We start from the raw sequence: 26,101 nt of genomic DNA on the forward strand, positions 1-26,101 counted from the left end.
ACATGGATGGGGAATGCGCGGGGAATCCGTTCAACCGCAACGCCTACCTCGGCGTCGCCTCTCCCTACGGCGAAGTCCGCTTCGGCCGACAGGGCGCGCTCGGATCGGGCGTCAACGGCTCGATCTTCCTCAACAGCTATACGGTCTTCGGCAACCTCTACAAGGAAGCCTAGGCGCTGCAGATCATCAACCATCAGGTCATGCGCGCCGACAACATGATCCGCTACGAATCGCCCGACATGGCCGGCCTGAGGCTCTACGGCGAATACTCCAACGGCGTGGACGGCGACGATGCCGTGCCGAGCTCGCAGCGCGACCGATTCGCCGCCCTCGGCGCCCAGTACCGCCGCGGTCCGCTCCGCGTCGTCTTCGTGGCCGACAACTACTTTTACGAGCGCGGCTCGAGCCCCTACAACCGAGACGACTCGCAGACCTACAACCTCGGTATCCGCTGGAAACTCGACGACCTGACGCTCTACGGCGCCTATCAGTACGGCCACAACGTCGAGAAGGTAGGCAACCAGATGACGCGCCACAAGGACACCAAAAATACCCTGTGCGGCAATGAAGGCTTCGACAGCCACGCCGTCGTTCTCGGCGCCACCCATGAGGTCCTCGGCGGCAAGCTCAAGATACAGACGGGCTACGTCACGGGCGACTACGACACCTTCACGGTCACGGTCAAGTCGGGCAAGCGAACCGACGTCAAGGTCGAGGCCGACGCCTGGCAGATCGCGCTCGGCTATGACTATCCGCTCAGCAAGCGCACGTACCTCTACGCCGCCGCGTCCTACGTCGACCGCACCTACAAGGAGAACGGCAAGGAGGTCTCAGGCTCCAAGAAGACCGACACGGTCAGGGCCGCCATGCTCGGCATCTGCCACAGCTTTTGACAAGTCCTGAGTCCTGACGAACAAAGGGGCTTCCGTCCCCAGACGGCGGCCCCTTCTTCATTCTCCGCGAATCCGATCCTCACGCACGGCGCTTGCGGGATTCCGTGAACCGGATTTCCGTTCTCTCTGCAGGCGGATTGTCGGGCGGGAGCCCCACGAAGGAGCTCACGGCCCGCTCGTAGCCTGCAAAGGTGCTGCGCATGGCGGCCGCAAACCACTCGAAGAAGACGCGCACGCGCTTCATGTGCCAGGCATCGCGGTTCGTCACGATGTAGCACTCGACGGGCGGACGGCTCCAGCCCGGAAGGATCGGCACGAGCTTGCCTTCGGCAAGATCCTCGTAGATCTGCACGAGCGGCATGTCGGCCGCAACGCCCATGCCGGAGAGCACCGCCTCCCGGATCGCAAGCACGTCGGTCGAGCGCACGGCCGTGCCGTACTCGACGGGCGCGCTCACCGCGCCTCTGCAGAGCACCTTCGTCTCGGGACGGACGGGACCCGCGTAGATGTAGCCGCGGTGCTGCCTGAGCTGCTCGGGCGTGACGGGCAACCCGTTGCGGCTGATGTAGTCGGGACTAGCGACGGGAAGATAGAGATTTCTGCCGCGACTCACGTAGACGAGGCCCGGCAAGGTCGGCTCGCCCGTGATGACGGCCACGTCGACAAAGCCCTTCGCGACGTCGGCCTCGGTGCCGCCCGTCTGGATGTCGACCGAAATCCCGGGGTGCGCCTCGGTGAACTCGCGGATGAAGGGCACGAGCTTTCTCGTCGCAAAGCCCGGTGCGGACGAGAGCCTCACGCGGCCCGTGAGCGCGCGGTTGTCGTTGACGAGCGCCTCCATCAGACCATCGTGCGCTCTGAGTATCGTCTCCATGCGCTTCAGGGCAGCCTGTCCCGCCTCCGTCAGCTTCATCGGCCGCATGTTGCGGCGGATGAGCTCGCAGCCGAGCGCCTTCTCAAGCCCGCCAATCGCGCGGGAAATGCTCGAGACCTCCACGTCAAGCGCCTTGGCGGCCGCGCTGAGCGTGCCGCTTCGCGCGACGGTCACGAAGACGCGCCACGCCGAGAGGTCGTCCGTCTTGCTCATGATGAACTCCGGAAATCCTGATGATGCACATTCCGATCATAGCCGAGCGTCGTCTCCGAGCGACGCAATACTTTGCGTTTTTCGCAAAGTCATTTTGCGTTGCACGTGGTTGTGCGCTCCCTTGTGCGGCGGCAGACTTGTGCCATTACCAACACCGAGCGGCCGCATCCGGGCCGCCCCAAAGGACCTGAAAGTGAAAAAGGACGAATTCTTCTGGCTCAACGCCGTCAACCGCGCAACGGTCGTGACGGGCCTTCGCAACGGCCAGTTCGGCGAGGACCTCGCCCGCAGGGCGGCCGCCGGCATTGCGGCCGTCGAGGCCATGGGCGAGGCGGATCCCGCGCTTCGCGTCAAAAGCTACATCGCATGGGAGCCGCTTCTAATCAAGGCCGCGGGCCAGGGCGTGACCGCCATTCACGCGGGCCGCTCGAGCCAGGACATCCTCTCGACGCAGCGCACGGCGATCCTTCGCGACGAAACGCTTGAGTTTGCCGCAGGCCTCGAGGACGTGATCGGCGACCTGCTTGCGCTTGCCGAACGCCACGTCGACACGATCGTGCCGAGCTACACGAACGGCGTCGCCGCGCAGCCGACCTCCTACGCCCATCATCTCCTCGGCATCGCCGCCTCGCTCCTTCGCGTGCGCGAACGCCTCTCCGAATGCCACACCCGCTTCAACATGTGCGCGATGGGCGCCACCGTCCTCAACGGCACGGGCTGGCCCCTTGACCGCGACGCGATGGCCGCCGCGCTCGGCTTTCCGCGTCCCGTCGAGAACGCGCTCGACGCGACGAGCCTCGCGCCCGTGGACATGCCGCTCGAGGTCGCCTCAGCGCTCGCCGCCGCGGCCGTGCGCATCGGCTCGATGGTCGACGACATCATGGTCCAGTACGCGCAGCCACGCCCCTGGATCATCCTGCAGGAAGGCGGCGAGAACACCTACGTCTCCTCGGCCATGCCGCAGAAGCGCAATCCCGGCCTCATGAACAACTGCCGCGAGGACTGCTCGGACGTCATCGGCGAGATGAACGCAGCCTTCCTGCGCGCGCACAACGTCGTGCCCGGCATGATCGACGGCAAGCGCGTCGAGAAGAACGCCCGCATGATGAAGACCGCCATGACGATGCTCACGCGCTTTCGCAAGGTGCTCGCGGCGCTCACGATCAATCCCGCCCGCGCCCTCGAGGAACTCAACAGCGACTGGACGGCCTCCCAGGAAATCGCCGACCGCCTGATGCGCGACCACGGTCTGCCGTTTCGCATCGGCCACCACATGGCGAGCCGCATGGTCGGCTGGGCCCGCGCCAACAACGTGCTCCCGCTCGAATTCCCCTATGCGCAGATGCGCCGCATCTACCGCGAGGAGGTCTCCGAGGAATACCCCGAAGGCCCCGCCGAGCTTCCGATGAGCGAGGAGGAATTCCGCGCCGCGCTCGACCCGAGGAGCATCGTCGCCGCCCGCCGCACCGCCGGCAGCGCCTCGCCCGCCGAGGTGAGGAAGATGCTTGAGGCCGACGCAGGCAGGCTCGCCGCCCTGCGCGCCGAACGCGAGGCCGAAGAGGCCCGCGTCGCGAAGGCCCTCGAGGACCTCGACGAAGCCTTCAGGAAGCTTCTCTGAAGCCAGAGCTGAAAACGTCCGAACAAACTGGAGAACAACATCATGCAAACACTCATGCCCTGGATCGCGGTCGCCGTGACGATCGTCGCCGGCTGGGCGCTCATCAAGCGCTACCAGACGCACATGGTCCTGCTCTTCGCGGGCCTCGTCCTGCTGCTCTGCGCCGCAGGCCTCACCGACGCGAGCTTCCTGCCCAAGGGCGTGAAGCCCTCGGGCTTCTTCCTCTTCGACATCTTCAACACCCTGAAGAGCATCGCCACGAAGCAGAGCGCCGGCATCGGCTTTCTCATCATGACTGCGGGCGGCTTTGCGGCCTACATGGACCGCATCGGCGCCGCACGCGCGCTCGTCGACATCGCCGTCAAGCCGCTCAGCATGCTCAAGGCGCCGTACCTCGTGCTCGTGGGCGGCTACCTCGTTGGCCAGATCCTCGTGATGGTCATTCCGTCCGCAGCCGGCCTCGCCATGCTGCTTCTCGTCGCGCTCTTCCCGATCCTCAAGGCCGTGGGCACCTCGGCCGCATCGGCCGCGGCCGTCATCGGCACCTCCGCCGGCATGACCTTCGCGCCGACGGCGGGCACCGCCAACCTCGCCGCCAAGGTCGCGAACCTCGACCCGATCATCTACCTCGTGCAGTACCAGCTCGTCCTTGCCATTCCGACGCTCATCGTCGTGTGCATCGCGCACTACTTCGTGCAGCGCCACTATGACAGGAAGAACGACGACGTCTACTCCGAAGCCGCCGAGGTGAAGGCTTCCGACGCGCCCGCCGCTCCGAAGTGGTATGCGATCTTCCCGGTCCTGCCGATCGTCCTTCTCATCATCTTCTCGAAGCTCGTCGTCACGTCCATCAAGCTCGACACGATCTCCGCGCTCTTCATGGTCTGGGTCGGCGTCGTCATCGTCGAGATCATCCGCACGAAGTCCGTCAAGAAGGTCTTCAAGGACGCCATGGCCATGTTCCAGAGCATGGGCAAGATGTTCGCGGGCATCGTCGCCCTCATCATCTGCGCCGAGTTCTTCGCCACGGGCCTCAAGGTCTCCGGCCTCATCGACGCGCTCATCAACTCCGCCCAGGGCATCGGAGCGGGCATGGGCGTCATGACCGTCATCCTCACGGCCATCGTCTCCGCCGTCACGTTCCTCACGGGTTCGGGCGTCGGCGCCTACTCGTCCTTCGCCTCGCTCGCTCCCGACGTCGCCGCGGGCCTCGGCGGCTCCGTCGCCGCACTCGTCACGCCGATGCAGTTCGCCTCCGGCATGCTGCGCGCCATGAGCCCGGTCGCAGGCGTCATCATCGCCGTCGCAGGCGCTGCGGGCATCTCGCCCATGGCCGTCGTGCGCCGCACTTGGATCCCGATGATCGCAGGCATGTTCACCACGATCATCGCGAACATGATCTTCTTCGGATAAACAGAATCCGACCAAAAGTCCCCTGCTCCTCGGAGCGAGTCGGGCCGCCCGTTCATTTGGGCGGCCCGACTTGCATCAGCTCAGGAGAAACTTCACCTCGGCCCGCCAGGGCGCCGCGAGGCTGCGCCACCTTTCGGTCTCCACCGACGCCCAGGCCTCGGCCGCACCCGCATAGTCCTTCAGGTTGTAGGCGCAAAGACCCGAGAGGAAGCGCCAGCGGTCCCGTTCGGCAGGCTTCGTCTCGCTTTCGGCGAGCCTCATCGCGCCCTTTCTTGCACCCGTCCAGTCCTCCTCGGCAAAGGCAAGCTCGACCGCCATGCGCTCTCTCCCTTTCCCTGCGCCGCCGTCCTCCGCCTTTCTCAAGAGCTCGAGTGCCTCGGCCCTGCGGCCGCACTTCACGAGAAGAGCCGTCTGCAGCATGCGCCGCTCCTCGGGCTTCCAGGCTTCGGGATGCTCCTCGAGGATGCGAAGCGCCTTGGTCGGCGCGTCATGCTCGATCACGAGCGAAAGAAGAAGCGGCACGAGACGCTCGTCAAGGCGTCCCGCCTTGCGGGCGCTCGAGAGAATGTCGAGCGCCTGACGTCCGTCGCCCGCCTGCTGCACGAGCGAGCCCCATCTGCTCCAGTAGGGCGTCTCGTTCCAGTCGCGCACCATCACGGGCAGGAAGGCCCGCTCGGCCTTCACGTCGCCGAGCGAGGCGCAGAGCGCGAGCACGAAGTCGCCGCGCGCCCGGGCAGGTGCGATGCCGTAGGCCTGCTTCACGCGGGCGAGCGCCTGACGGTCGCGTTCGAGCTCGTGCAGCGCATAGGCCGCCAGCGTCATCATCTCCGCCGTCTCGGCGCGTTCGGCCGCCGTGCGCGGCATGCCCTTCACTTCAATCCAGGCGTCCACGTGTCCGGGCACGGCCTCAAACCGCCCGCTCTGATAACCCAGCTGGGCGGCGAGCTTCAGAAGTCCCGGCCTCTGCTCGGGCGAAGGCTTGAGCTCGAGAAGCACGAGCGCCGCACCGTAGGCCGCCTGATGGCGACCCGACGCGATGCCCCAACGAAGCATCAGGTAGGCGGCCATCGTGCGCTCGGAGGCGGCGCCCTGCGACCAGCGCTTCGAAAAGGACTCGACCAGCACGCCCGCTGCCCGAAGCCCCTCGGCGTCGCCTTCCCTGACGGACTGCAGCTTCATGTCGGCCGCACGGTACTCCTCAAAGGCGCCCGCCCTGACGGGCGAGGCCGCGAGCATGCAGGCAAAAACCGCAACGGCCGCAAGGGCAGCGACGGACTTCAGGGGCGGACTCGGAATCAGCTTCATCATTTCTCCAGCTCATAGCGGATGGTGAGGCGCTGCCACGCGGGTTCCGCGGGCGGCATGAAGGCCCAGCGGCGCACGACGCGCAGGGCGGAGGCGCGGAAGACGCCCTCGGGCTTTTCGCGCACGACGCGCACATCCTCGACGCGGCCCTCGGCGTTGATGCGCAGGTCCATGACGACGTAGCCCTCGATGCCCTGCTGCTTCGCCTTCACGGGATACTGAGGCGGCACCCTGTGCACGGGCCTTGCGAGCGCGATCGAGCTCACGGCGGGCGCTGAGGGCGCTGCGGCGGCGGGAGCGGCGGGCGACTCGAACGAAAAATCGGGCACGGTCATGACGCGATCGACCGTGGGCCTGCCGATCTCGTACTTCGGCATCGGCAGGCCGGCCGCGGCTATTGCGGGCGACTCGAAGGCGAGCGTGACGGGCTTCGGGGGCGCCGACACCTCGGGCACGGTCTCAGCCGTGACGGGGACCTCCTCGGGCGGCGTCTCGTCGGGCGCCTCGGGCGGAGGACCCGACCAGTAGACGACGGGAAGCGTCACCGCGCGCTTCGCCTCATGCCGTCCGCCCATTGTGAGCATCAGGATGAGCGTGAGCACCGCGCCCGTCACGACGAGGGCCGCCAGGGCGGCGGCGAGGCGGTCAGGAATGCCCTGCGTTGGTTGCAACGGCCACATTGGCGACGCCTCCCAGACGGATTTGGTCGATGACTTCGATGAGCAGGCCCGAGGGCACGAGCCTGTCGGCGTTGACGACGACGCTCACGGGCCTGCCCGCGGCCGCGCCGCGCACGAGTCCCGTAACCTCCTCCTTGCCCACCTGCCTGCCGTCGAACCAGATGATGTTCGAGCGGTCCACGCTCACGACGAGGGCCTCGGGGGCCGACTTGTCGTGCGAGGCCGTCGACGGGCGCTCGACGTCGAGCGTCTGCGTCTGCGTGAAGCTCGCAGTGAGCACGAAGAAGATCAGCATGATGAAGACGATGTCCATCATCGGCGTCATGTCGATGCCCGCGTCACGCTCGCGGCCATCCCTGTGTTCAAATCTCATGATCAAACCTCATTTCATTTTTCCTGAACCTGCATTCAGGACCTGCAGCACGAGGGCCGCATGAACCTGCGCAGCCTTGCGCGCACCTTGTCCGCAAGGCGGTCGGTCCTTCGCTCGAGGCGGTGCACGGCGAAGACTCCGGGAAGCGCCGTCACGAGTCCCGCAAGGGTCGTGAGGAGCGCCGCGCTGATGCCGCCCGTGAGGCCGCCGGGGTCGGAGCCCCCTGCGGCGGAGAGCGTCTCGAAGCTCTCGATCATCCCGGTCACGGTGCCGAGAAGTCCGAGGAGCGGCAGGAGCGCCACGATCACTCTGGCCCAGGCGGCCTCGGCCGCGGCCGTGCGCCTCACGCGCACGAGGACCGCCTGCATCATGCGGCGGCGCGACGCGGCGGTCGCGGTCGCCCACTCGAGGGCAGGCGCGGCGGTGGCGGCCGTCCAGGCCTTCTCCGCGTCCTTCAGGCGCCTCGCGCCCGTGAGAAGAATCATCCAGAGCACCGTCGAGAGGACGAGGATCGCCCAGAGGACGTGCCCGCCCCTGTCCATCAGGAGCGAGAGGTCCTCGAACCACCAGAAGCCTGCAAGTGCTTCGTTCATGGCGCCTCCCCGACTCACTCGTCCCTGCGGCAGGCGCCGCAGCAGCCCGCGGCCTCGCGCACGGCAAGGGTCGAGGCGGCTTCCTCGAGATGCGAGAAGAGCGCGTCGCGCTTCGTCTTCACGGCGCAGTGAAGAAGCAGGATCGGAATCGCGGACACAAGGCCGAGCTCCGTCGTGACGAGCGCCTCGGCGATACCGCCCGCCAGAAGGCCGGGCTCGGCCGAGCCGTGCTCGCTCATCACCGTGAAGGTCTCGATCATGCCGCTCACAGTCCCGAGCAGACCGAGAAGCGTCGGAATGCCGGCGAGCACCGCAAGCGTCGCGACGCCGCGCTCGAACCCGGGACGCTCGGCGACGATCGCCGCATCGAGCTTCGCCTCGAGGAGTTCGTCCGTGCTCTCCTTCGCGGCCGCGAGCATGCGGCCGAGCGAATTGTCCTCGCGCGGATTCTCCATGTCCTCGAGCTGTCTGCGCACACGCCTTTCCTCAAGGGCGAGCGCCGTCCAGCGCAGGAAGCCCAGAAGAAGCGCCGCAGCAGCCACGAGTCCGATGAAGATGCCGATGACGCCTGCGGGCTTCATCCAGGCCCAGGCCGAATGACGCTCGGCGTAGCCCGCAAGCAGCCTGCCGAAGGACGGATCAAGCGCCACAACGCCCACTGGAATGCCGGGATCGTCCGCAAGGCGACGCCAGACGCGCTCTGAAGGCAGATATCGGAGCCACGCGCCGTCCCCCGCCTTCGCGGCAAAGGGACCGTAGAGCGTCACCGTGCCCCTCGAGGGCGCGCCCGCAGCGTCGTAGATCACGGCGTCCTCGACCGTCCTCACGCCCGCCGACCCGGCGACGGCCCCGAGGGCCCTCACCCAGTGGCGGCGCAGGCGTGCGACGCCGTCCGTCTTCGAGACGGGCGCATCGTCCATGAAGGCCTCGCTCCTGCCGATCTGGGTCTTCATCACCGCTTCGGTGAGGAGTCCTTCGTGCCTTTCGATCGAGGCGAGCACGGCCTCGACCGAGGCCCTCTCCTTCTCGAGCTTCGCGCGCCTCTCGCGCACGCGCTCCTGAGCGGCCGAAACGGCTTCCTCAAGCGCCGCAACCTCGGCCTCGAGCGACTTCTTCGTTCGGGCGGCCTCGTCACGGGCCGCGCCTGCAGCGGCGGCGGACGCCCTCATGGCATCGACGGCCGCCTTCGCATCAGCCGCCTCGACCCTCGTCCCCTGAGCGACAGCTCGGTATACGTCGTCAAGCGTGATGGCGTGCGCAGCCGTTCCGGCAAGAATGCCAGCAGCAACGACTGCGGCAAAAACGGTCCTCTTGAAAACACGGGAGATCATCACTTCGCCTCCTTCACGGCCTCGCCGAGGAGCGACTCGGCGACGAGCATCAGATCGGGCGCAGCGGCGCCCGAAGCGGTCTTCACGGCTTCGGCGAGCATGGCGGCATCCTTTTCGGAGAGCTCGCGCCAGCCGTCCGCGGTCTCGATGCGAGCTCGGCGCCCGTCCTCGGAGACCTCTGCGTGAAGAAGCCTGCCGATGCGCAGGAAGACGGCGAGCGCGCCCGAGTCGTTGACACCGCGGTCGGCGCCGACCGTGAGGCCGTAGCTCGCCTCCACCTGCCAGGCATCAAGGAGTACGTCCATCTTCTGGCCGTCGGTGAGCGTCGGATCGGCAAGCACGGCGCGCAGGTTCTCGAGCCTCGCCCGGCGTTCGCCCGAAAGAAACTTCCTGTCCGCCGCCACGACCTCGGCGAGCGAGGCCGCCATCTCGTCCATGAGGGGCCCAGTCTCCATGCGCATGCGGCGCACGGACTCACGCTCCGCCTCGATGGCGGCCTCGGAGGCCTCGAGACGCGAGAGGGATGCGGCGAGCTTGTCGCGGTAGTGCGCAAGAAGCCTTGCCTCGCGCTCCTCCATCCGCCTTGCGGCCTCGGCGTCGTCCTTTCCGTCGACGAGGCGGGCGAGCTCGGCGCCCGCCTTCTGCGCGGCAGACGTGCCCGCGGCGTCACGCTCGAGAATGTCGGGCAGGCCGGCCGCGCCTGCGGCACCCGCCATCATGAAGGCCGACGCAAGCGCGAGGGCCGTTTTCCTGAAGTTCGTCATCACTTGTCTCCGGCCGTCGCGGCGCTCCTTCGGTCCGCGGGCGTCATCATGTAGGTGCGGGGCTCGTCCCCGAAAAGCGTTGCGAGAAGCCTGTTCGTGTCCTCGAGGCCGATCGCCTCGAACCGTGCGGTCCTCCCCGCGAGATCCTCGAAGGCCGCCCTCGAGCCGTCCGTCATGGCGGCGGACTCGCACCAGTAGTAGGCGTCGCGCACGTCGCGCTCATGGCGCACGCGCCACTCGGCCTTGAGCTCCTCGAAGGCCGCCGCGTCGATGCCCGTGCGGGCGAGTGTCTTCAGAACCTCGTCGGCGCGCCTTGCCAGATCCTCGGCCCTCGCGGGCGCGGACGTGAAGTTGAGGCGGCCGATGAAGTACGGGGCGGGCTCCTTCACGAGGAGCGGATTGAGGTTCACAACGTAGACGCCTGAGGCCTTCGTCCTGAGCGACTCGCGCAGCGCGCGATTCGCCGCATAGCCGATGAGGCTCAGCCTGTCGGAGTCGGCCTCGCTCCAGGGCATGGCGGACCGATAGTGCATCTGCACCATGGCCTTGTCGGCCGTGGCCCAGGGCCAGACCTTCACGCCCGTGCCGGACGCGGGCCTCACGCCCTGATCGCGCCAGAACTCGAAACCCTCGCCGCGCTTGGCGAGCGAGGCGAGCCAGGGTGCCGCCTCTTCATAGGTCTTCTCGACGGACTCCCTCGTGACGATCGTCACCGTCATGCGCGACGGGTCGCCGAGGAGCTTCGCCTCAAGGGCGGAAAGCTTCTCGGTCGAGGCGAGCGCATCCACGTCGTCCCTGCCTGCGACCATCGTGCCGCCCGCCGTGAACGCATCGCGGGCGATTGCGTCCATGAAGCGGCGCTCGGCGGGTGCATGCTCGAGGTCCCTGATGCGGTCGCGCCGCATGTCGGCGAGCGCCTTTTCGTCGAACCTCGGAGCGGAGAGCCTGGCGTGCAGGATCGCCATCATGGCGGGCACGCCCTCAGGGTCGGCCTCGGCCCTGATGCCGTGGTGGAGCTGTTCGGCGTAGCTCATCACCGAGACCTTTGCGTCCCTTGCAACACGGCGGATGTCGGCGGCCGTAAGAGAGCCGATCCCGGACCTCATCGGCAGCGTGAGTGCGGCGGGCACGGCGAGAAGGCCGTGATCGACCGCGGACGTGCCGCCCGCAAGCCTCAGGTTGAGGGTCGTCCTGCCCGTGAGCGACGGATCCTCGATGATCACGAGCTTCAGGCCGTTGGCGAATTCGAATCGACGGGCGCGGCCCGAGCCCGTGGGCGACGGCAGAACCGTCGTTTCGGCCGTGACGGGACCGGCGGGCGGCGTGAGATCGAGCGACACGGTCCTCCTTACCTCGGTCCAGGGCTTTGCGGGCGAGGCGACGCCCTTCGTCCAAGCGGCGCGAAGCGAGGCCTTCGACGTCTTCTCGGAGGCGCCCGCAACGGCGCCGAGCTTGACGCGGGAGGCAAGGAGCGCTGAGGCGGAGGCCCTGACGTGGTCCGCCGTCACCTCGGCGAGGAAGGCCGAGACCATTTCGTCCTGCTGCGTCTCGTCGAGCATCGGCAGCCGGTAGACGACGGCGTCGGCGAAGTCGTCGGCGACGCTCGCGTTCGAAATGCGCACGGCGGCGAGCCTGCGGCTTCGGACCGCGTCGCGTCTTGCCCTCACGGCGGCGTCGAGCTCCTCCTTCGAGGGTCCGAAGGCGGCGAGCGTCTTCAGGGCACCCGAGGCGCGCTCAAGTGCGGCCTCAAGCGGCTCGTCCGTGCCGGGGCGCGCAAGGAGCAGAACCTGCGTCTCGGAGGGCGACAGGATCCAGCTCGACTCGGGCGCCTGAAGCGAGCCCTGTCCGCCGTTTTCTTTCATGAGCGCGAAGCGGCGGCCGAGGATGTCGAGGGTGAGGCGCTCGATCGTCTCGCGCCACGCCTCGTTCACCGTGTCGGAGGTCGACTCGAGCGTGCGCTGGAGTTGGATCTGCACGAAGCGGTCCGAGACCTCGGGGTCGAGCACGAGCGTCGTCAGGCGATCCTCGTTTGCAACGGGTTCGAAGCGGCCCCAGTCGGCGGGCGTCTCGAGCCCGCGGGCAGGTTCGGAGGCGAAATAGCGCTCGATGAGCTCGTCCGCCGTTGCCTCGTCGAAGGCGCCCACGAGAAGGAGCGTCATGTTCTGCGGCGAGTACCAGCGCTCGTAGAAGGCCTTCGCGCGCTCGACGGGCGCCGTGCGGATCACGTCGATGAGACCGATCGGATCGCGGTCGCGCGAAGCGCTTCCTTCGTAGCGAAGGGTCTGGAGCGGCCCGTTGATGCGTGCGCCCACGCCTTCCCTCAGGCGCCACTCCTCGACGATGATCTCGCGTTCACGCTCGAAGGCCTCGGGCCTGAACATGATGTTGAAGGCCCATTCGCGCATGATGTGCAGAGCCGTGTCGAGCCCCGTGCGGGTGGCCTGGGGGACGGAGAGCCTGTAGGTGGTGCCGCCGAGAGACGTGACGGCGTTGACGTCCGCGCCGAGCATGATGCCGTCGGCCTCAAGCGCCTTGAAGGCGCTCTGGTCGGGGAAGTCACGCGTGCCGTTGAAGGCCATGTGCTCGACGTAGTGTGCAAGCCCGCGCTCCTCCTCGGTCTCCTGAAGGCTACCCGCGCGCACGACGAGGCGCGCCTCGAGGCTGCCCGTCGCATCCCTGCGCGGATAAAGGAACACCGTCATGCCGTTGGGCAGAACACGGCGCTTCATGGCGGATGCCGTCGGAAGCACGCCTTCGCTCACGGTCGCCTCGCTGCGGGCGGCTTCGGCGCCGCCCGTGCGGTCCGCGGCGGTGCAGCCCGTCATGATGAAAAGCGCCTCGCACACGGCCGCGGCCAGCAGTGCGGCGCGCAGGCCTGTCCTGATTTTGTTCATGCTCGTTCTCCGAGATCGTAGAGGCGGTCCGCAATGCGATGGACCGCGGGCTGGTGCGAGACCAGAAGGAAGGTGGTGTCGGGGAGCCGCTCCCTGAGGAGCGTCAGAAGCCTGACGGCGAGCGCGTCGTCGAGCCCCGAGGTCGTCTCGTCCATGAGGACGGCGGCGGGTCTTGCGAGCAGCAGGCGCGCGAAAAGCACGCGCTGCTGCTCGCCGCCCGAGAGCGTGTTCATCCAGCTGCGGGGTTCATCTTCGTCAAGAAGCGGGACGAGCCGCTCTAGCCCTGCGTCGCGAAGCGCGGCCTCGCAGCCGCTCCTCGAGACGGCATCAGCACCGTGCGGATAGGCAAGCAGCTCTCTGAGCGGCATCGGCGCGAGCCACGTGCGCTGCGTGAGCCAGACGGCGCCCGGCCTGTTTTCAAGATGTCCCTCGACCCAGGGCCAGAAGCCCGCGAGGGCGCGAAGGAGCGTGGTCTTGCCGATGCCGGAAGCACCCCTCACGACGGTGAGGCGGCCGGGCTCGGCCCCGAGGCGGAGGTCTTCAAGAAGCGGCTCGCCCGTCTTCGAGCGCACGAGGCCGCAGGCGGCGACGTGCTCGCCCTGCCTGACGCAGCTTCCCGGAAGGGGCGCGCTCAGGGCGGCCTCGAAGCCCGCGAGTCGGTCGACCGTGGCCGACCACTCGGCGATGTCGCGGTAGGCGTAGATGAACCAGCCGATAGCGGAGGCGACTTGCTGGAAGGCGATGCGGATCTGCATGAGGCCGCCGAGCTGGATGGCGCCCGAGAGGAACTTCGGGAGCGCGAAGAAGATGGGCACGAGCTGCGTCACCTGGCCGAAGCCCACGGTGAAGAACGCGAGGTCTCGCTCCCTGTTCATGAGCGAGCGCCAGTTGCCGACAATACGCTCGAACGAAGCCCTGAGCCTCGCCTGCTCGGCCTCCTCGGCGCCCAGGCCCGCAATCGACTCGCCGTGGCGGCGGATGTCGAAGAGCGAGGTGCGGAAGTCGGCCTCCCGCCTCTGCTGCTCGAAGTTGAGCTTCATCAGGGGACGGCCGATCACGTGCGTGAGCCCCGTCGCGACGAGCGTGTAGCCGATGCAGGTCCAGACCATGTAGCCGGGAAGCGCCCACTCGGTGCCGAACATCGTCCACTCGAGCGTGCCCGACAGCGTCCAGAGGATGGTGACGAAGCTCACGATGGTGAGGAGCGAGCGCAGGAAGGAGATGACGAGCGTGAGCGACGATTCGATCAGGAGCCGCACGTCCTCGGCGATTCGCTGGTCGGGGTTGTCGGGCTCAAGGCCCGCGAGCTGCAGGCGGTAGTGGCGGCCGTCGGCGGAGAGCCAGCGGCCGAGCAGGTCCTCGGTCATCCAGCGGCGCCACTCGATCACGAGCTTCTTGCGCAGCCAGTCCGCATAGACGAGGACGAACACGAAGGCCGCGACGATCGCGATGAATTCCAGAAGAAGCGGGTAGATCGTCCCGCCGTCCATGGCCTGAATGGCATTGAAGAAGGCGCCGTTCCAGGTGTTGAGGCGCACGGAGAACCAGACGGTCGAGAGCGACAGGCCGATGACGGCCAGAAGCAGCAGGCGAGCGCCCGTGCGCCCTGTGCTCTGCATCCAGAAGGGACGCACGAGCCGCCAGAAGGTCTTGAGCTGATGCATGGGACTTGTATTGAAGTGAGGAGCGGGCCGGGCGGCGGAGTCGTCCGCCGTCCGGCCGGGTCAGGATTTGAATGAGGCCCGGCTGAGCCTCGGCGGAAGCCGGAGCGCGGATCAGTAGTCGTAGGAGAGCTGGACCCAGAACTGGCGGCCCGGATCGTAGCTCTTGTACTGGGTGCCCTTGTAGACGAAGACGTCAGAGGCGTTGCGGTTGTTGGTCACGTTGTAGACCTCGAGCGAGACGCCCACGCCGCGGGCCCAGTCGGGCCTGTAGAGGACCTTCGTGTCCCAGGACCAGGCGGAGGCGAAGTCGACGCGGCTGTACTTGCGGATCTGCTCGGTCATCGGGCCGTACTCGCCCTCGTGCGTCCAGGCGTAGTACTCGCCGTCGTCGCGCACGGCCTGGCTGCGGTCGAGCGAGAGGTGCAGGAAGTTGTACCAGGTGAGTCCCCACTGAGCCCATTCGGACGTTGCCTCGAGGTCGAACTTCACGGGAATGTTGAAGTCGGTCGAGTCGAGGTCCTCGGCGTCGATCACGCTGCCGTCGTACCAGACCTTGTCCATGTTGACGGTCTTGCCGGACTCGAGCTCGCTGTAGCCCTGGTCGATTGCTGCGTTGCTCTTCGTCTCCTGCCATGCGGCGGAGAAGCGCACCCAGTGGTTCGCCTTCGCGAACTTGAGGGGCGCGGTGTTGTTGATGCTGAAGATCACGGAATCGTGCTCGGACTCGCCGCCGTTGTAGAACTCGCGCACAAAGCGCGTGTCGTAGCCGCTGCCCTCGGTCCTCGAGCGCGAGCGCACCTCGTCGTGGCCGTTGCGGTGCACGTAGGCGGCGGATGCGGACCAGTCGCCGAGGCGCTGCGTGAGGCCGATGCTGAACTCGTCGCTGAAGGGTGTCTTCAGGCGCTCGAGGCCGTCGAAGTCGTTGGCGGCGAACCAGCCGTCGGCGGCGGGACTGTCGTCGGAGGCGTAGTCGTAGATGTTCTCCATCCCGCCGTTCTGCGCTTTGTAGAGCGCGTAGGTCAGGATGTTGCGGCCGTAGTAGCGGTTGGCGCCCACGGTGATGACGGAGCCGCCGTTGCCGAAGAGGTCCCACGAGGTCGTGAAGCGCGGCGCGATGTTGACGTCCTTCGTGAAGTCGTCGTACTCGGCGCGCAGGCCCGTGCGGATCACGAAGTCGCCCACGCCCATCCTGTGCTCGCCGAAGAGCGCCGCCTGGTTGTAGTCGGCCTCGTACGTGCCCGCCTTCCAGCGCGTCGTGTAAAAGTCGGTCTGCGAGAATTCGCCGTAGTCCGACTGCATCACGGACTGCGTGACGCCCCAGCGGTAGTAGTTGCTGCCGCGCCTGTACTCGGCGTGCGTCGAGGAGAGGTCCGCGCCCGCGCTGAACTGATGGCTGACGCTGCCGACCATGACGGGCTCGCAGTCCATCCTCGTCTTCGCGTTGATGACGGACTGCGTGCTCTCGAGGTCCCCGAGACCGCCCGAGGCGGCCGAGGTCATGCTCGTCGTCGAGGTGCTCCCCGTGTCGTCCATGCCGATCGTATAGCGGTCGAGCTGCGTCCAGTTCTTGACGTCGCTCGTGCGCTTGTCGGTCATGCGCGTGTACGCGAGGGACGAGTCGAGCACGCCCGCCTTCATGCGGTGCTTGACGCTGGCCGTCAGGTTGAGGCCGTCGTGGTGATCCTCGTAGCCGGAGTCGGCGACCGTCGTGAGGAAGCCCTTCGACTCGTAGCCCGAATAGGTGAGCGCGAGACTCGCCTCGGTCCAGGGCGTCGCGTAGAGCGTGGCCTTCGCGAAGAAGTTGTCGGCCGTGCGGCGCTGCGTCTGCGTGCCGCCCGCGACCGGCGTCTCAAGAACGCCCCAGCCGGTCCAGTTCTGATCGTCGGGCACGATGGAGACTCGGGTGCCCGGCACCTGAACGGTCGGGATCTTCGACTCGCGGCGGGTGTAGCCCACGACGACGCCGAGATTGTCGGTAATGCCCCATTCGCCCGTGAAGCCGTAGGTCTTCTTTTCGAAGTCGGTCTGGAACTGGGCGGGCTTCGAGACGTCCGCGTCGCCCGAGCCGACGTCGAGCGCGGAATCGGTGTGGATGCGGCTCCAGCCCGACTTCGTCATGCGGCCGAACACGCTGATGTGGTTTTCGCCCGACCAGCTGCGGGTCTGAGCGTCGATGACGCCGCCCGTGAAGCCGCCGAAGGAGGCGGGAATGTTGTGGTCGTAGACGGTAACGCTGTCGATGAGGCGGCTGTCGACGTAGAAGCCCTGCTCGTCCGAGCCGCCGAGGCGCGTCGTCGTCACCGAAGTCTGCTCGGCGGGATCGAGGTCGCTGTTGGTCGAGATGCCGTCGAGCGTGTAGTTGTTCTGATAGGCGACCGAGCCGTGGATCGAAATGTTCGACGGCTTGATCTCGCCCATCTGCAGGGAGCCGTCGCCGTGATTGGAGAACTGGACCGCAGGATTGCTCTTGAGGAGGTCCGTGATGTTGCCGTCCTCCGTCGGACGCCTGGCGATGTCCTCGCGGGTGAGATGCGTGAACGACGTGAGGCTTTCGCCCGCACGGTCGCGCACGACGACGGATTCGCCTTCGTCTGAGGCTGGTTCGGCGGCGTCCGCCTGCGCAGGCTCCTCGACGGCGCGCGCAGCCTCTTCGGTCGAGGCCCAGGCGGGAGCCGTCGCGGCAAGCACGGCGGCGGCAATGAGAGTTCGGTGAAGCACCATGATCCGGTAGTCCGATTGAAAAAAGTCCAGAGATGTGCCCGTGCGCCCACGGGCGCGCAGTTCCCCGAATCTTATATGAGAATGGTTCTCATTCTTTTATTATTCTTTCTATCTGCGGATGCTTCTCATTTGCATTAGCCTATGGTGGACGACGATCATCACATAGTTGAGAATGACTCTCGCCTACTCGCAGTGCGAAAGAGCGTGGGCAAGTGCCGTCACCCGTCCTCGGACACGTTCGGGGTCGGACGCGCGGACCGATACCGCAAACACGTGATGTCCTTACGCAAATCCCAAGGGTTTACCCGCGGCTCATTCAGGCAGGAATCCGCGGCCGTCCGGGATCCAGAGAACGACGAAGCCCCTCGTCCGATGCAGGACAAGGGGCTTTCCGGGATTTCATTCATGCACGCCTGAAGTCGCGCGGACTGCGTCCGTCATTCGAGCACGGCGCCGCTCATGCCCGAGGTCACGAGCTTGGCGTAGCGGGCGAGGTAGCCCGTCGTGATGCGCGGGGCGCGGGGCTTCCAGGCGGCCCTGCGTCGGGCGAGCTCCTCGTTGGTGAGGTCGACGCTGATGGTGTTCGCGGGGATGTCGATCGTGAGCATGTCGCCTTCCTCGAGGAGTCCGATCGGACCGCCCACGGCGGCCTCGGGCGAGACGTGGCCGATGGCGGCGCCGCGGGTTGCGCCCGAAAAGCGGCCGTCGGTGATGAGCGCGACGCATCCGCCGAGGCCCGAGCCCATGATGGCGGAGGTCGGGTTGAGCATCTCGCGCATGCCGGGACCGCCCTTGGGACCTTCGTAGCGGATCACGACGACGTCGCCGGGATTGATGCGGCCGCCGTAGATGGCCTCGAGCGCATCCTCCTCGCAGTCGAAGACGCGGGCCGGGCCCGTGTGCATGAGCATTTCGGGCGCCACGGCCGAGCGCTTGACGACGCAGCCGTCGGGCGCCACGTTGCCCTTGAGGACGGCGATGCCGCCTTCCTTCGAGAACGGATCGGAAACGGGACGGATGACCTCGGCATCGAGGATCTCGCGGCCCTCGATGTTCTCGCCCACGGTTTTGCCCGTAACGGTCGGCAGGTTCGTGTGGAGCAGGCCCGCGCGGGCGAGCTCGTTCATGACGGCGGGGATGCCGCCCGCCTCGTCGAGCTCCTCGATGTAGCGGTGGCCCGCAGGAGCGAGGTGGCAGAGGTTGGGCGTGCGCGCGCTGATGGCGTTGGCCTCCGTGAGGTCGAGCTCGAACCCGCACTCGTGCGCGATGGCGGGCAGGTGCAGCATCGAGTTCGTGGAGCAGCCGAGCGCCATGTCGACGGTGAGCGCGTTCTCGAACGCCTCCTTCGTCATGATGTCGCGCGGACAGACGTTGTTCCTCACGAGCTCCATCACCGCAAGGCCGGCCTCCTTGGCGAGGCGGTAGCGCGCGGACATGACGGCGGGAATCGTGCCGTTGCCGGGTAGCGCCATGCCGAGCACCTCGGTGAGGCAGTTCATGGAGTTGGCCGTGAACATGCCCGAGCAGGAGCCGCAGGTCGGACAGGACTTGTTCTCGAGCTCGAGGAAGGTCTTCGCATCGATCTGGCCCGTGCGAAAGCGGCTCACGCCCTCGGAGATGTCGGAGTAGGAGAGTTTGCGGCCGCAGGCGCGGCCCGCGAGCATCGCGCCGCCCGAGATCACGATGCTCGGGATGTTGAGGCGGGCGGCAGCCATGAGCAGGCCGGGCACGTTCTTGTCGCAGGCGGCCACCATCACGAGGCCGTCGAACGGATGCGCCGTGGCCATCGCCTCGACGCTGTCGGCGATGAGCTCGCGCGAAACGAGCGAATACTTCATGCCCTTGTGGCCCATCGCCAGACCGTCGCAGACGGCGATGGCCGGGAAGACGATGGGCACGCCGCCGCCCAGGGCGACGCCCTGCTTCACCGCGTCCGTAATCTTGTCAAGAAAGACGTGTCCCGGAACGATGTCGTTCTGCGAGGAGACGACACCGATGAGCGGGCGCTCAATCTCCGCATCGCAGAGACCGAGAGCCTTAAGAAGCGCGCGCTGGGGAGCCGCGTTGATGCCTTTCTTGAGGGGATCAGAACGCATGTAGAAGTTTCCTGTGGTGAATTGATGAAGAGGGCCTTTGAAGTGGCCTTCCGATCATTCTATGGGAGCCTCCGGAGCGATTCCGACGCATCTACTCGAGATGTCTTAGGAGAAAAGTCCGAGGAATCTCGAGCGACGTCAAGAGGTGCGCAAATATAGGCCGGGAGCCTTCTTCCCCTTCTCTTCCCGCTTGAGGGACGGACCTTCCGGCATGCCGTCGTACAATGTTCGAAACATCCGGTCAGGACTCAAGACTTCGATTGCGGCCGCATCCGCCGCAGGAGACCCGCAACATGAACTTCTCGCCTCTGCAGCTCCGCAAGCCTGCACTCGCCGCTCTCGGCGAACGGGCCGAAAACCTCTTTCGCGACCATCACTACCGCGAGTGCACGCAGGTCATGCGCCAGTTTGCCGAGGGCGTGCTGCGCACGATCCTCAAGGACGACAGGCACACCTTTTCGGAGATGATGCGCACGCCGCTCGTGCGCCAGCTCGCCGACAGCCTCACGTTCGAATACTTCCGCCGCATCCGCGATCTGGGCAACGAGGCCTCGCACTTCAGGCTCGGGACGTCCGGGACGATACTCGAGACGGGCGAGCGCCACTACCGCGTGCGCACGGCCGACGACGCCGCCGAGTGCCTCAAGTACGGGCACGGGATCGCGGTCTGGCTCATGTCGCTTCTCGACCGCGAGTTCCGCTATCCCGACTTCAGGCCGCTCACGCCGCCCAGGGCGAGGAGTGCCGCGCAGGGCGCCCCCGTCGTCTTCAACCCCGACCAGCAGGCCGCGATCGAACTCTCGCAGGGGCGCCATCTCGTGCTCGCGCCGCCGGGCTGCGGCAAGACCGCCATCCTCACCGAGCGCATCGCCGTCGCGCTCAAGGACGGCGTGAATCTTTCCGACATGCTCTGCCTCACGTTCACGAACCGAGCTGCGCGCGGCATGAAGGAGCGCATCGACGAGCGCTTCACGGGCCGGTGCATGGACACCCTTTACGTGGGCAACCTCCACCGCTTCTGCTCCCGCCTTCTCTTTGACAACGACGTCGTCTCCGAGATCTCGACGATCCTCGACGAGGACGACGTCCACGACGTGATCGAGGGCCTTCTCATCGAGAACATCCCCGGCGGCTGCAGAGGACGGTCCCTGCCGGGCAACGCCGCCGACTACATCATGGCGCGCTCGGCAAGGCTCTTTCAGGAGGCGAACGGCTTCCCCGAGGAGACGTTTCATCGCACGCCAGAATTCGACCTCAACAAGAAGAACCAGGACGAGCTCGACGCCTTCGGACTGATCAAGGTCGACGACTTCGGCCGCTGCATCGAGCTCGACCATGCCGCGATCGACGCGGCCGCAAGGCGCTACCTCGAGTACAAGACCGCGCAGCACCTGCTCGACTTCAACGACCTGCTCCTCAAGGCCTGGGCCTGGCTCGACGCCACCCCCGAGGCCTGCGGGCGCTACGCCTGGATCCAGGTCGACGAGGTGCAGGACCTCTCGCCCCTGCAGCTCGACATCGTCAAAAAGCTCTGGAACGACTCGATCGACAGGAGCGTGTGCGTCTACTTCGGCGACGAGCAGCAGGCGATCTTCTCCTTCATGGGCGCCAAGCTCGACACGCTCAGGGCCCTTCACAAGACGCACGAGATCCACCGCCTCTACAGGAACTTCCGCTCGCCCGACTACCTGCTCAACATGTTCAACACCTATGCGCAGCGCGTGCTCGAGTGCGATCCCGAGTTCCTGCCCAAGGCCGAGAAGACGGTCGCAAGACCCGAAGGGGCCCTGCGCGCCATCCGCACGGCCACGCCGCAGTCGCAGCTGATGCTGCTGTGCGACCTGCTCGAAGGGCGACGCCCCGAGGAGACGACGGCCGTCATCGTGCCGAGCAACCGCGAGGCCGACGCCGTCAGCGCCGCCTTCAAGGCACAGGACATCGAGCACTTCAAGATCTCCGGCAACGACATCTTCAGGCAGAACATCCTCAAGGCCGCCAAGGCCTACCTGAGCGTGCTCAAGGACGACTTCAGAAGCGCCCCCTGGGCCCAGCTCGTCTATCGGCTCAGCTCGAAGAAGAACCTCTCCCTCAAGAAGATCCGAGACTACCTTGCCGTCGAATTTCCCAGGCGCGGGCTTCTTGCCTCCGACCTCATGCTCTACAGCACGCATGACGAAAAGGAGCCCGTCAGCGCGCTCGAGGACTTCATGCGCGCCTACGAGGGCGAGCTCGTCGTCTTCGACACGGAGACCACGGGCCTTGACATCGGCCTCGACGAGGTGATCCAGATCGCCGCCGTCAAGCTGCGTGCGGGCGAAGTCGTCGAGCGGCTCGTGCTCTACCTTGAAACGGAGCGCGAGATTCCGAAGATGCTCGGCAACATCCCGAATCCGATGCTCGAGGAGTACGAGGCGCACCGCGCCGAGCTCGTCACGCCCGAGGCGGGCTTCAAGATCTTCCTCGACTTCGTGGGCTACGCGCCCGTCGTGGGCCACAACGTCGAATACGACGCCAACATCGTCAACGCCCAGTACGCCGTCCTCAAGGACCAGCTCAGGCGCGTGCGCGGCGATGCGGCGGGACCCGACGAGGACGTCGACCGCACCGAGCTCGTGCGCCGCTTCGACACGCTCAAGCTCTCCCATGCGCTCGAGCCCGCGATCCTCAAGGCCGCGGGCCTTGCGCGCCTTCCCTCGCACAAGCTCAAGGACCTCATCGCGGTCCTCGGACTCGAGGGCAGCAACACCCACAAGGCCGACGACGACGTCGAGGCGACCGTCAGCCTGCTGCGCTGGTTCCACGCCCAGGCCCGTCCGCTCGTCAAGCTCCAGCGGCGCTTCCTCTCCAACCCGAGCGTCGTGCGCATGTCCGACACGCTCAGGAAGATCGTGCTCCCGATGTTCCTCGAGCACAGGAACCTCATGTACCGCAGAATGCCCGCCGACGACGAGGCGATCCTCGTCCAGGTCTTCAGGCAGTTCATCGAGGCCCTGCCCAACTACACGGACGACGAGGGCGAGATCGAGAACATCCGCAAGAAGCTCCCGCTCATCTACGAGTACCTCGACCGCGTGCTCATCAACACGACCTCACAGCCGACGCTCTACGCGCAGCTGCAGAGAAACCTCGTGCAGATCAACTCCCTCAAGGAGCCCGACCTCTGCTCGAGCGACATCGTGCGCGACCGCGTCTTCATCTCCACGGTCCACAAGGCCAAGGGGCTCGAGTTCGACAACGTCATCGTCACCAGCGTCATCGACGGCACGTACCCGTTCTTCAAGAACCACGACAAGGCCGACATCCTCGAGGACGCCCGCAAGCTCTACGTCGCCATCAGCCGAACGAAGCGCACGCTCGTCCTGACGATGCCCGCGGCGAACGCCTGGAACTACGCCCAGAGGCCCTCGCGCTTCCTCGAGAGCATCTCAACCTACTTCGAGAAGTCCTCGGCATAGCCGCTGGAAATCCTCTCGAACAGAAACTGCCCCTGCCTTCACGGGGGCCGTTTTCGTTGACGGACACGACGTCAGGCGGCTTCGGCTTCGAGGGCGCGCTCCTCGAACCTGCGCTTGATGCGCTTCATGAGGCGCACGTAGAGGTAGAGCAGCGGCACGACGGTGACGGCCCAGCTGATCGGATAGACGATCATCAGGGTCACGTAGTCGGGGCTTGCCGCGAAGACGGTCCAGACCCAGATGAGGCGCACGGAGCACACGCAGATGAGGGTCGCCATGGCGGGCGGCATCGAGTAGCCGTAGCCTCGCATGGCGCTCGAGGAGACCTCCATGAGCACGCTGATGGGCTCGAAGCTCGCCACCCAGAAGATGCGCGCCATCGCGAGCTCGACGACGGCCGGCACGTCCGTGAAGAGTCCGAGCATCGTGCGTCCGAAGACGAGCACGAGCGCCACCATCAGGACGGTGGCGACCATGTTGAGGCCCGTGGCGACGTAGGTCGCGCGCTTGCAGCGCTCGAGGTTCTTCGCGCCGTAGTTCTGGCTCACGAAGGTCGTGGCGGCCAGACCGAAGGCGTTGATGAAGCAGTAGATGTTGATCTCGATCGTGAAGGCCGCGACCGAACCCGCCATGGCGTCCGCGCCGAGACTGTTGATGGCGGACTGGATGACGAGGTTCGAGATCGAGAAGACCGCGCCCTGAAGGCCCGCGGGCCAGCCGATCCTCACCATCGGGCGCAGCGCCGTCATGTCGATCCGGAACACCTCGCGCGGCTCAATGTGAAGCGGGCCCTCGGCCGTTATGAGGCTGAAGAAGAGGAGCGAGGCGGCGAGCGCGTTGGCGAGGACGGTCGCGAGCGCAACACCCGCCGTTCCCATGCCGAAGGCGAGCACGAAGAAGAGATTGCCCGCAATGTTGACGAGGGTCGCCGCCACCAACGCCCAGAGCGGCGTCTGCGTGTCGCCCTGGCTTCGCATCACAGCGGCGAGGAAGTTGTAGATCGCAATGAAGGGCATGCCGAGCAGATAGACGCGCAGATAGGTGAGCGCATCGTCTCTCACGGCCTCGGGCACCGACAGCCAGTCCATGGCGAGCCCCGCGAAGCACTCGCCAACGATCGCCGCGCCTATGCCGAAGATCACCGCCGTGGCGAGCGCCGTGTGCACGGCCCTGTTCGCCCGCTCGAGCTCCTTCATGCCGAGCAGCCTCGCCACCACGACGTTGGCGCCGAGCGCAAGACCCATGCAGAACGCAATGATGAGGCCGATGACGGGCACGTTGTTGCCCACGCCCGCCATCGACTCGTTCGAGACGAAGCGCCCGAGCACCGCAACGTCGGCAGCGTTGAAGAGCTGCTGGAGCATGCCTGTGAAGGCGAGGGGCAGGGCGAAGACGATCATCTTGTCCCAGATCGATCCGTTGAGCATGTCGATCTTCTTGTTCTTGCGGCGCATATCCTTGCGTTGTCCTTTGGCTGGCTGTTGTTCTGCCGTCGAGTCCGGCACTTTCGTTCTTCCGTTCATTCTACCGCCCCCCTCCCGCCCTTCCAAGAGTCCCGAAACGAGCGCGGAGCAGTCTTTTGAGCGACCTCACCCGCGCTTGGCGCGTCGGCCCTTCGCGGCGAGGCGATAGCGTTGCCTCGGGTTCTGGCGCGCCTCGGTGGGCTCGATGACGCCCGCCTCCACAAGACGCTTCACGCGCTTGGCGGCCGTCTGGCGGGAGACGCCCGCAAGGAGCGTGATCTCCTTGACCGAAAGACTGCCCGCCTCCGCGAGCCTCTCCCTGAGAATCGTCTCGAAGTCGGCCTGATCCGCACCCACCAAAGGCGCTGCGGACTCGTCCGGAGCCTCCGCCCTCACCTCTTCTCTTATGTCGGCTTTTTCCTCCTCGGCCGCCTTTGCGAAGATGACCGTGAAGGCGGCGGGCGTGGTTTCGACGCGCACGGCGAGGCCGTCGGCCCCGCAGCCGAGGATCGCGGCAAACCCGAAGCCCGTGCCTTCGGCGGCGAGGCCACCTGCGAGCGGCGTGAGGGAAAGCATGCGCGCGAGCCTTTCGTTTCGGCTCGCCCTGAGGCCCGCGTCCGAGGCGAGCGCCTCGGGCGCCATGCCGAAGAGTCCGCCCGGGCTCCTGATGTCGACGGCGTCCTCGAAGACGCGCACCCGCACGGGCATGCCTCGTCCTTCAGGCGAATAATCCCTGTGCTCAAGGGCGTTGACGAGCGCGGCGCGAAGGGCTCGGGCGAAGGCCCCATCCGTCGTTTCCGCGGCGGGCGCCCACGACGCCATGACGATCCTCTCCGCCTCCGCGGCCATTTCGGCGGCGGGGCCGGGCACGGGCTTCATGAAGAGCACTCTGCGGCCCTCGTCCGCGCCGTCGCCCCTCGGTCCCTCGAGGACCGACACCTCGAGCACGAGCCTCGGAAAATGCTTCTGCGGGAAGATCGAGCCGGCGACAAGGCCGCCGAGCGTCGGGCAGATCCTGCCGTCGACGCGGGTGAGGACGCCGAGCTGCATCAGGGCCGTCTCGTCGGAGAGTCTCGCGAAGACGTTCGGATGACGCTCCCTCGCAAAGCCGAGCATCGCGGCGATCCGCTCGGCCTCGAGCTCGTCGGGATTCGCGTGCTCGACGGGCTCAATGTCAAAGAGCGGCGGACAGCGCTCCTCCATCATGCGGTAGCGCTCATAGGCGGTCAGAGGCCTGGTGCCCTCGTCAGTTCTCAGAAAGGCGCCCGCACGGCCCGCGCCCTGCACGCGGGCGGGCCTGCGCCTGCGGTCGACCTCATGCACGCGCAGCCAGGCGACGGGCCGTCCGTCAACGGACGCAATCCCCGCCTCCGCGCGCACCTCAGGCTCCACCGCCCCGAGCGCCCCGCGAAGGGCCTCGACCGCCGCCTCGGCATCGAACCCCACCGCAGACCGCCATCCGTCCTCAGGATCGGGGCCGATCAGAATCCATCCGCCCGCCGTGTTCGCAAGGGCCGAAACCGTCGCTGCAAGACTCTCGTCGGGCGCCTTGAGCACCTCGACGCTCCTGCGCAGATTCGCGCCCCTCATGAGACGCGCCAGCACGCCGCCCGCGTCCTCATTCCCGACTTCAGACATGCCGTCCTCCCAACTTGACAAATCAACTGTAAACCCTTCCGCCGGGGTGCACTCCGTCCGCTCCCGCAGCCCCGTCGCGCAACCGGAAATGGCCCCGCGACAGCTCAAACTGT

The 26,101-nt window shown here is 66.6% G+C and carries 17 protein-coding genes; 4 read left to right on the forward strand and 13 right to left on the reverse strand.

Annotation, left to right across the window (positions count from 1 at the left end):
* Positions 1 to 200 precede the first annotated feature (200 nt).
* Positions 201 to 893, forward strand: a complete 693-nt coding sequence (locus tag HMPREF3036_RS05945; protein ID WP_005434399.1) for a porin — start codon at positions 201 to 203, stop codon at positions 891 to 893.
* Between the two features lie 79 nt (positions 894 to 972).
* On the opposite strand, the gene HMPREF3036_RS05950 is transcribed toward HMPREF3036_RS05945, so the two are convergent.
* The gene (locus HMPREF3036_RS05950; RefSeq protein ID WP_005434401.1) at positions 973 to 1,980 is read right to left on the reverse strand and encodes a LysR family transcriptional regulator; all 1,008 of its coding nucleotides are present in this window, start codon (positions 1,978 to 1,980) and stop codon (positions 973 to 975) included.
* 193 nt (positions 1,981 to 2,173) lie between these two features.
* Here HMPREF3036_RS05950 and HMPREF3036_RS05955 point away from each other — a divergent pair, with 193 nt between their 5' ends.
* Positions 2,174 to 3,598 carry a lyase family protein gene (locus tag HMPREF3036_RS05955; RefSeq protein WP_005434403.1) on the forward strand — a complete coding sequence of 475 codons (1,425 nt, stop codon included), beginning with the start codon at positions 2,174 to 2,176 and terminating at the stop codon, positions 3,596 to 3,598.
* A 42-nt stretch (positions 3,599 to 3,640) separates the two neighbouring features.
* Positions 3,641 to 5,011 (forward strand): C4-dicarboxylate transporter DcuC, encoded by a 1,371-nt coding sequence (gene dcuC, locus HMPREF3036_RS05960; protein WP_005434406.1) that lies wholly within the window; start codon positions 3,641 to 3,643, stop codon positions 5,009 to 5,011.
* 75 nt (positions 5,012 to 5,086) lie between these two features.
* On the opposite strand, the gene HMPREF3036_RS05965 is transcribed toward dcuC, so the two are convergent.
* From HMPREF3036_RS05965 to ilvD, 10 genes are all read right to left on the reverse strand, one after another.
* Entirely contained in the window at positions 5,087 to 6,319 is a 1,233-nt protein-coding gene (locus HMPREF3036_RS05965; protein WP_156469755.1) for a tetratricopeptide repeat protein, read from the reverse strand.
* A complete protein-coding gene (locus tag HMPREF3036_RS05970) occupies positions 6,316 to 6,987 on the reverse strand; it encodes an energy transducer TonB (RefSeq protein WP_156469756.1) in 672 nt (223 codons plus the stop codon). The genes HMPREF3036_RS05965 and HMPREF3036_RS05970 overlap by 4 nt, the downstream gene beginning before the upstream one ends.
* Positions 6,962 to 7,369, reverse strand: coding sequence for an ExbD/TolR family protein (locus HMPREF3036_RS05975; protein ID WP_062332522.1), 408 nt, complete (start codon positions 7,367 to 7,369; stop codon positions 6,962 to 6,964). The genes HMPREF3036_RS05970 and HMPREF3036_RS05975 overlap by 26 nt, the downstream gene beginning before the upstream one ends.
* Positions 7,370 to 7,404: 35 nt before the next feature.
* Positions 7,405 to 7,962: a MotA/TolQ/ExbB proton channel family protein gene (locus HMPREF3036_RS05980; protein ID WP_062332483.1), complete on the reverse strand. Its 558-nt coding sequence runs from the start codon at positions 7,960 to 7,962 to the stop codon at positions 7,405 to 7,407.
* 14 nt (positions 7,963 to 7,976) lie between these two features.
* Complete coding sequence (locus tag HMPREF3036_RS05985) at positions 7,977 to 9,293, reverse strand: MotA/TolQ/ExbB proton channel family protein (RefSeq protein WP_062332487.1); 1,317 nt, start codon at positions 9,291 to 9,293, stop codon at positions 7,977 to 7,979.
* A complete protein-coding gene (locus HMPREF3036_RS05990; RefSeq protein ID WP_005434418.1) occupies positions 9,293 to 10,057 on the reverse strand; it encodes a DUF3450 family protein in 765 nt (254 codons plus the stop codon). Before HMPREF3036_RS05990 ends, HMPREF3036_RS05985 begins: the two co-directional genes overlap by 1 nt.
* A complete protein-coding gene (locus HMPREF3036_RS05995; RefSeq protein WP_062332490.1) occupies positions 10,057 to 12,951 on the reverse strand; it encodes a M16 family metallopeptidase in 2,895 nt (964 codons plus the stop codon). The genes HMPREF3036_RS05990 and HMPREF3036_RS05995 overlap by 1 nt, the downstream gene beginning before the upstream one ends.
* The gene (locus HMPREF3036_RS06000; protein WP_062332493.1) at positions 12,948 to 14,615 is read right to left on the reverse strand and encodes an ABC transporter ATP-binding protein/permease; all 1,668 of its coding nucleotides are present in this window, start codon (positions 14,613 to 14,615) and stop codon (positions 12,948 to 12,950) included. The genes HMPREF3036_RS05995 and HMPREF3036_RS06000 overlap by 4 nt, the downstream gene beginning before the upstream one ends.
* A gap of 111 nt (positions 14,616 to 14,726) precedes the next feature.
* Complete coding sequence (locus tag HMPREF3036_RS06005; protein WP_005434424.1) at positions 14,727 to 17,336, reverse strand: TonB-dependent receptor plug domain-containing protein; 2,610 nt, start codon at positions 17,334 to 17,336, stop codon at positions 14,727 to 14,729.
* A 437-nt stretch (positions 17,337 to 17,773) separates the two neighbouring features.
* A complete protein-coding gene (gene ilvD, locus HMPREF3036_RS06015) occupies positions 17,774 to 19,432 on the reverse strand; it encodes a dihydroxy-acid dehydratase (RefSeq protein WP_062332498.1) in 1,659 nt (552 codons plus the stop codon).
* Positions 19,433 to 19,725: 293 nt separating this feature from the next.
* Here ilvD and HMPREF3036_RS06020 point away from each other — a divergent pair, with 293 nt between their 5' ends.
* The gene (locus tag HMPREF3036_RS06020) at positions 19,726 to 22,887 is read left to right on the forward strand and encodes a UvrD-helicase domain-containing protein (RefSeq protein WP_062332502.1); all 3,162 of its coding nucleotides are present in this window, start codon (positions 19,726 to 19,728) and stop codon (positions 22,885 to 22,887) included.
* Positions 22,888 to 22,958: 71 nt separating this feature from the next.
* Here the strand turns inward: HMPREF3036_RS06020 and HMPREF3036_RS06025 are convergent, their stop codons facing one another.
* Positions 22,959 to 24,341 carry an MATE family efflux transporter gene (locus tag HMPREF3036_RS06025; RefSeq protein WP_062332505.1) on the reverse strand — a complete coding sequence of 461 codons (1,383 nt, stop codon included), beginning with the start codon at positions 24,339 to 24,341 and terminating at the stop codon, positions 22,959 to 22,961.
* A gap of 135 nt (positions 24,342 to 24,476) precedes the next feature.
* Positions 24,477 to 25,988 (reverse strand): ATP-binding protein, encoded by a 1,512-nt coding sequence (locus tag HMPREF3036_RS06030; protein WP_062332508.1) that lies wholly within the window; start codon positions 25,986 to 25,988, stop codon positions 24,477 to 24,479.
* Between the last annotated feature and the right edge of the window lie 113 nt (positions 25,989 to 26,101).

This window comes from Sutterella sp. KLE1602 (genome assembly GCF_001578585.1).
Classification (GTDB): Bacteria; Pseudomonadota; Gammaproteobacteria; order Burkholderiales; family Burkholderiaceae_F; genus Sutterella; species Sutterella wadsworthensis_A.

Excerpts from the sequence above, each read along its gene's own strand:
- HMPREF3036_RS05945 (WP_005434399.1), top strand. The coding sequence starts at position 201 with ATGCGCGCCGACAACATGATCCGCTACGAATCGCCCGACATGGCCGGC.
- HMPREF3036_RS05950 (WP_005434401.1), bottom strand. The coding sequence starts at position 1,980 with ATGAGCAAGACGGACGACCTCTCGGCGTGGCGCGTCTTCGTGACCGTC.
- dcuC (WP_005434406.1), top strand. The coding sequence starts at position 3,641 with ATGCAAACACTCATGCCCTGGATCGCGGTCGCCGTGACGATCGTCGCC.
- HMPREF3036_RS05965 (WP_156469755.1), bottom strand. The coding sequence starts at position 6,319 with ATGATGAAGCTGATTCCGAGTCCGCCCCTGAAGTCCGTCGCTGCCCTT.
- HMPREF3036_RS05975 (WP_062332522.1), bottom strand. The coding sequence starts at position 7,369 with ATGAGATTTGAACACAGGGATGGCCGCGAGCGTGACGCGGGCATCGAC.
- HMPREF3036_RS05980 (WP_062332483.1), bottom strand. The coding sequence starts at position 7,962 with ATGAACGAAGCACTTGCAGGCTTCTGGTGGTTCGAGGACCTCTCGCTC.
- HMPREF3036_RS05985 (WP_062332487.1), bottom strand. The coding sequence starts at position 9,293 with ATGATCTCCCGTGTTTTCAAGAGGACCGTTTTTGCCGCAGTCGTTGCT.
- HMPREF3036_RS05990 (WP_005434418.1), bottom strand. The coding sequence starts at position 10,057 with ATGACGAACTTCAGGAAAACGGCCCTCGCGCTTGCGTCGGCCTTCATG.
- HMPREF3036_RS05995 (WP_062332490.1), bottom strand. The coding sequence starts at position 12,951 with ATGAACAAAATCAGGACAGGCCTGCGCGCCGCACTGCTGGCCGCGGCC.
- HMPREF3036_RS06000 (WP_062332493.1), bottom strand. The coding sequence starts at position 14,615 with ATGCATCAGCTCAAGACCTTCTGGCGGCTCGTGCGTCCCTTCTGGATG.
- HMPREF3036_RS06005 (WP_005434424.1), bottom strand. The coding sequence starts at position 17,336 with ATGGTGCTTCACCGAACTCTCATTGCCGCCGCCGTGCTTGCCGCGACG.
- ilvD (WP_062332498.1), bottom strand. The coding sequence starts at position 19,432 with ATGCGTTCTGATCCCCTCAAGAAAGGCATCAACGCGGCTCCCCAGCGC.
- HMPREF3036_RS06020 (WP_062332502.1), top strand. The coding sequence starts at position 19,726 with ATGAACTTCTCGCCTCTGCAGCTCCGCAAGCCTGCACTCGCCGCTCTC.
- HMPREF3036_RS06025 (WP_062332505.1), bottom strand. The coding sequence starts at position 24,341 with ATGCGCCGCAAGAACAAGAAGATCGACATGCTCAACGGATCGATCTGG.
- HMPREF3036_RS06030 (WP_062332508.1), bottom strand. The coding sequence starts at position 25,988 with ATGTCTGAAGTCGGGAATGAGGACGCGGGCGGCGTGCTGGCGCGTCTC.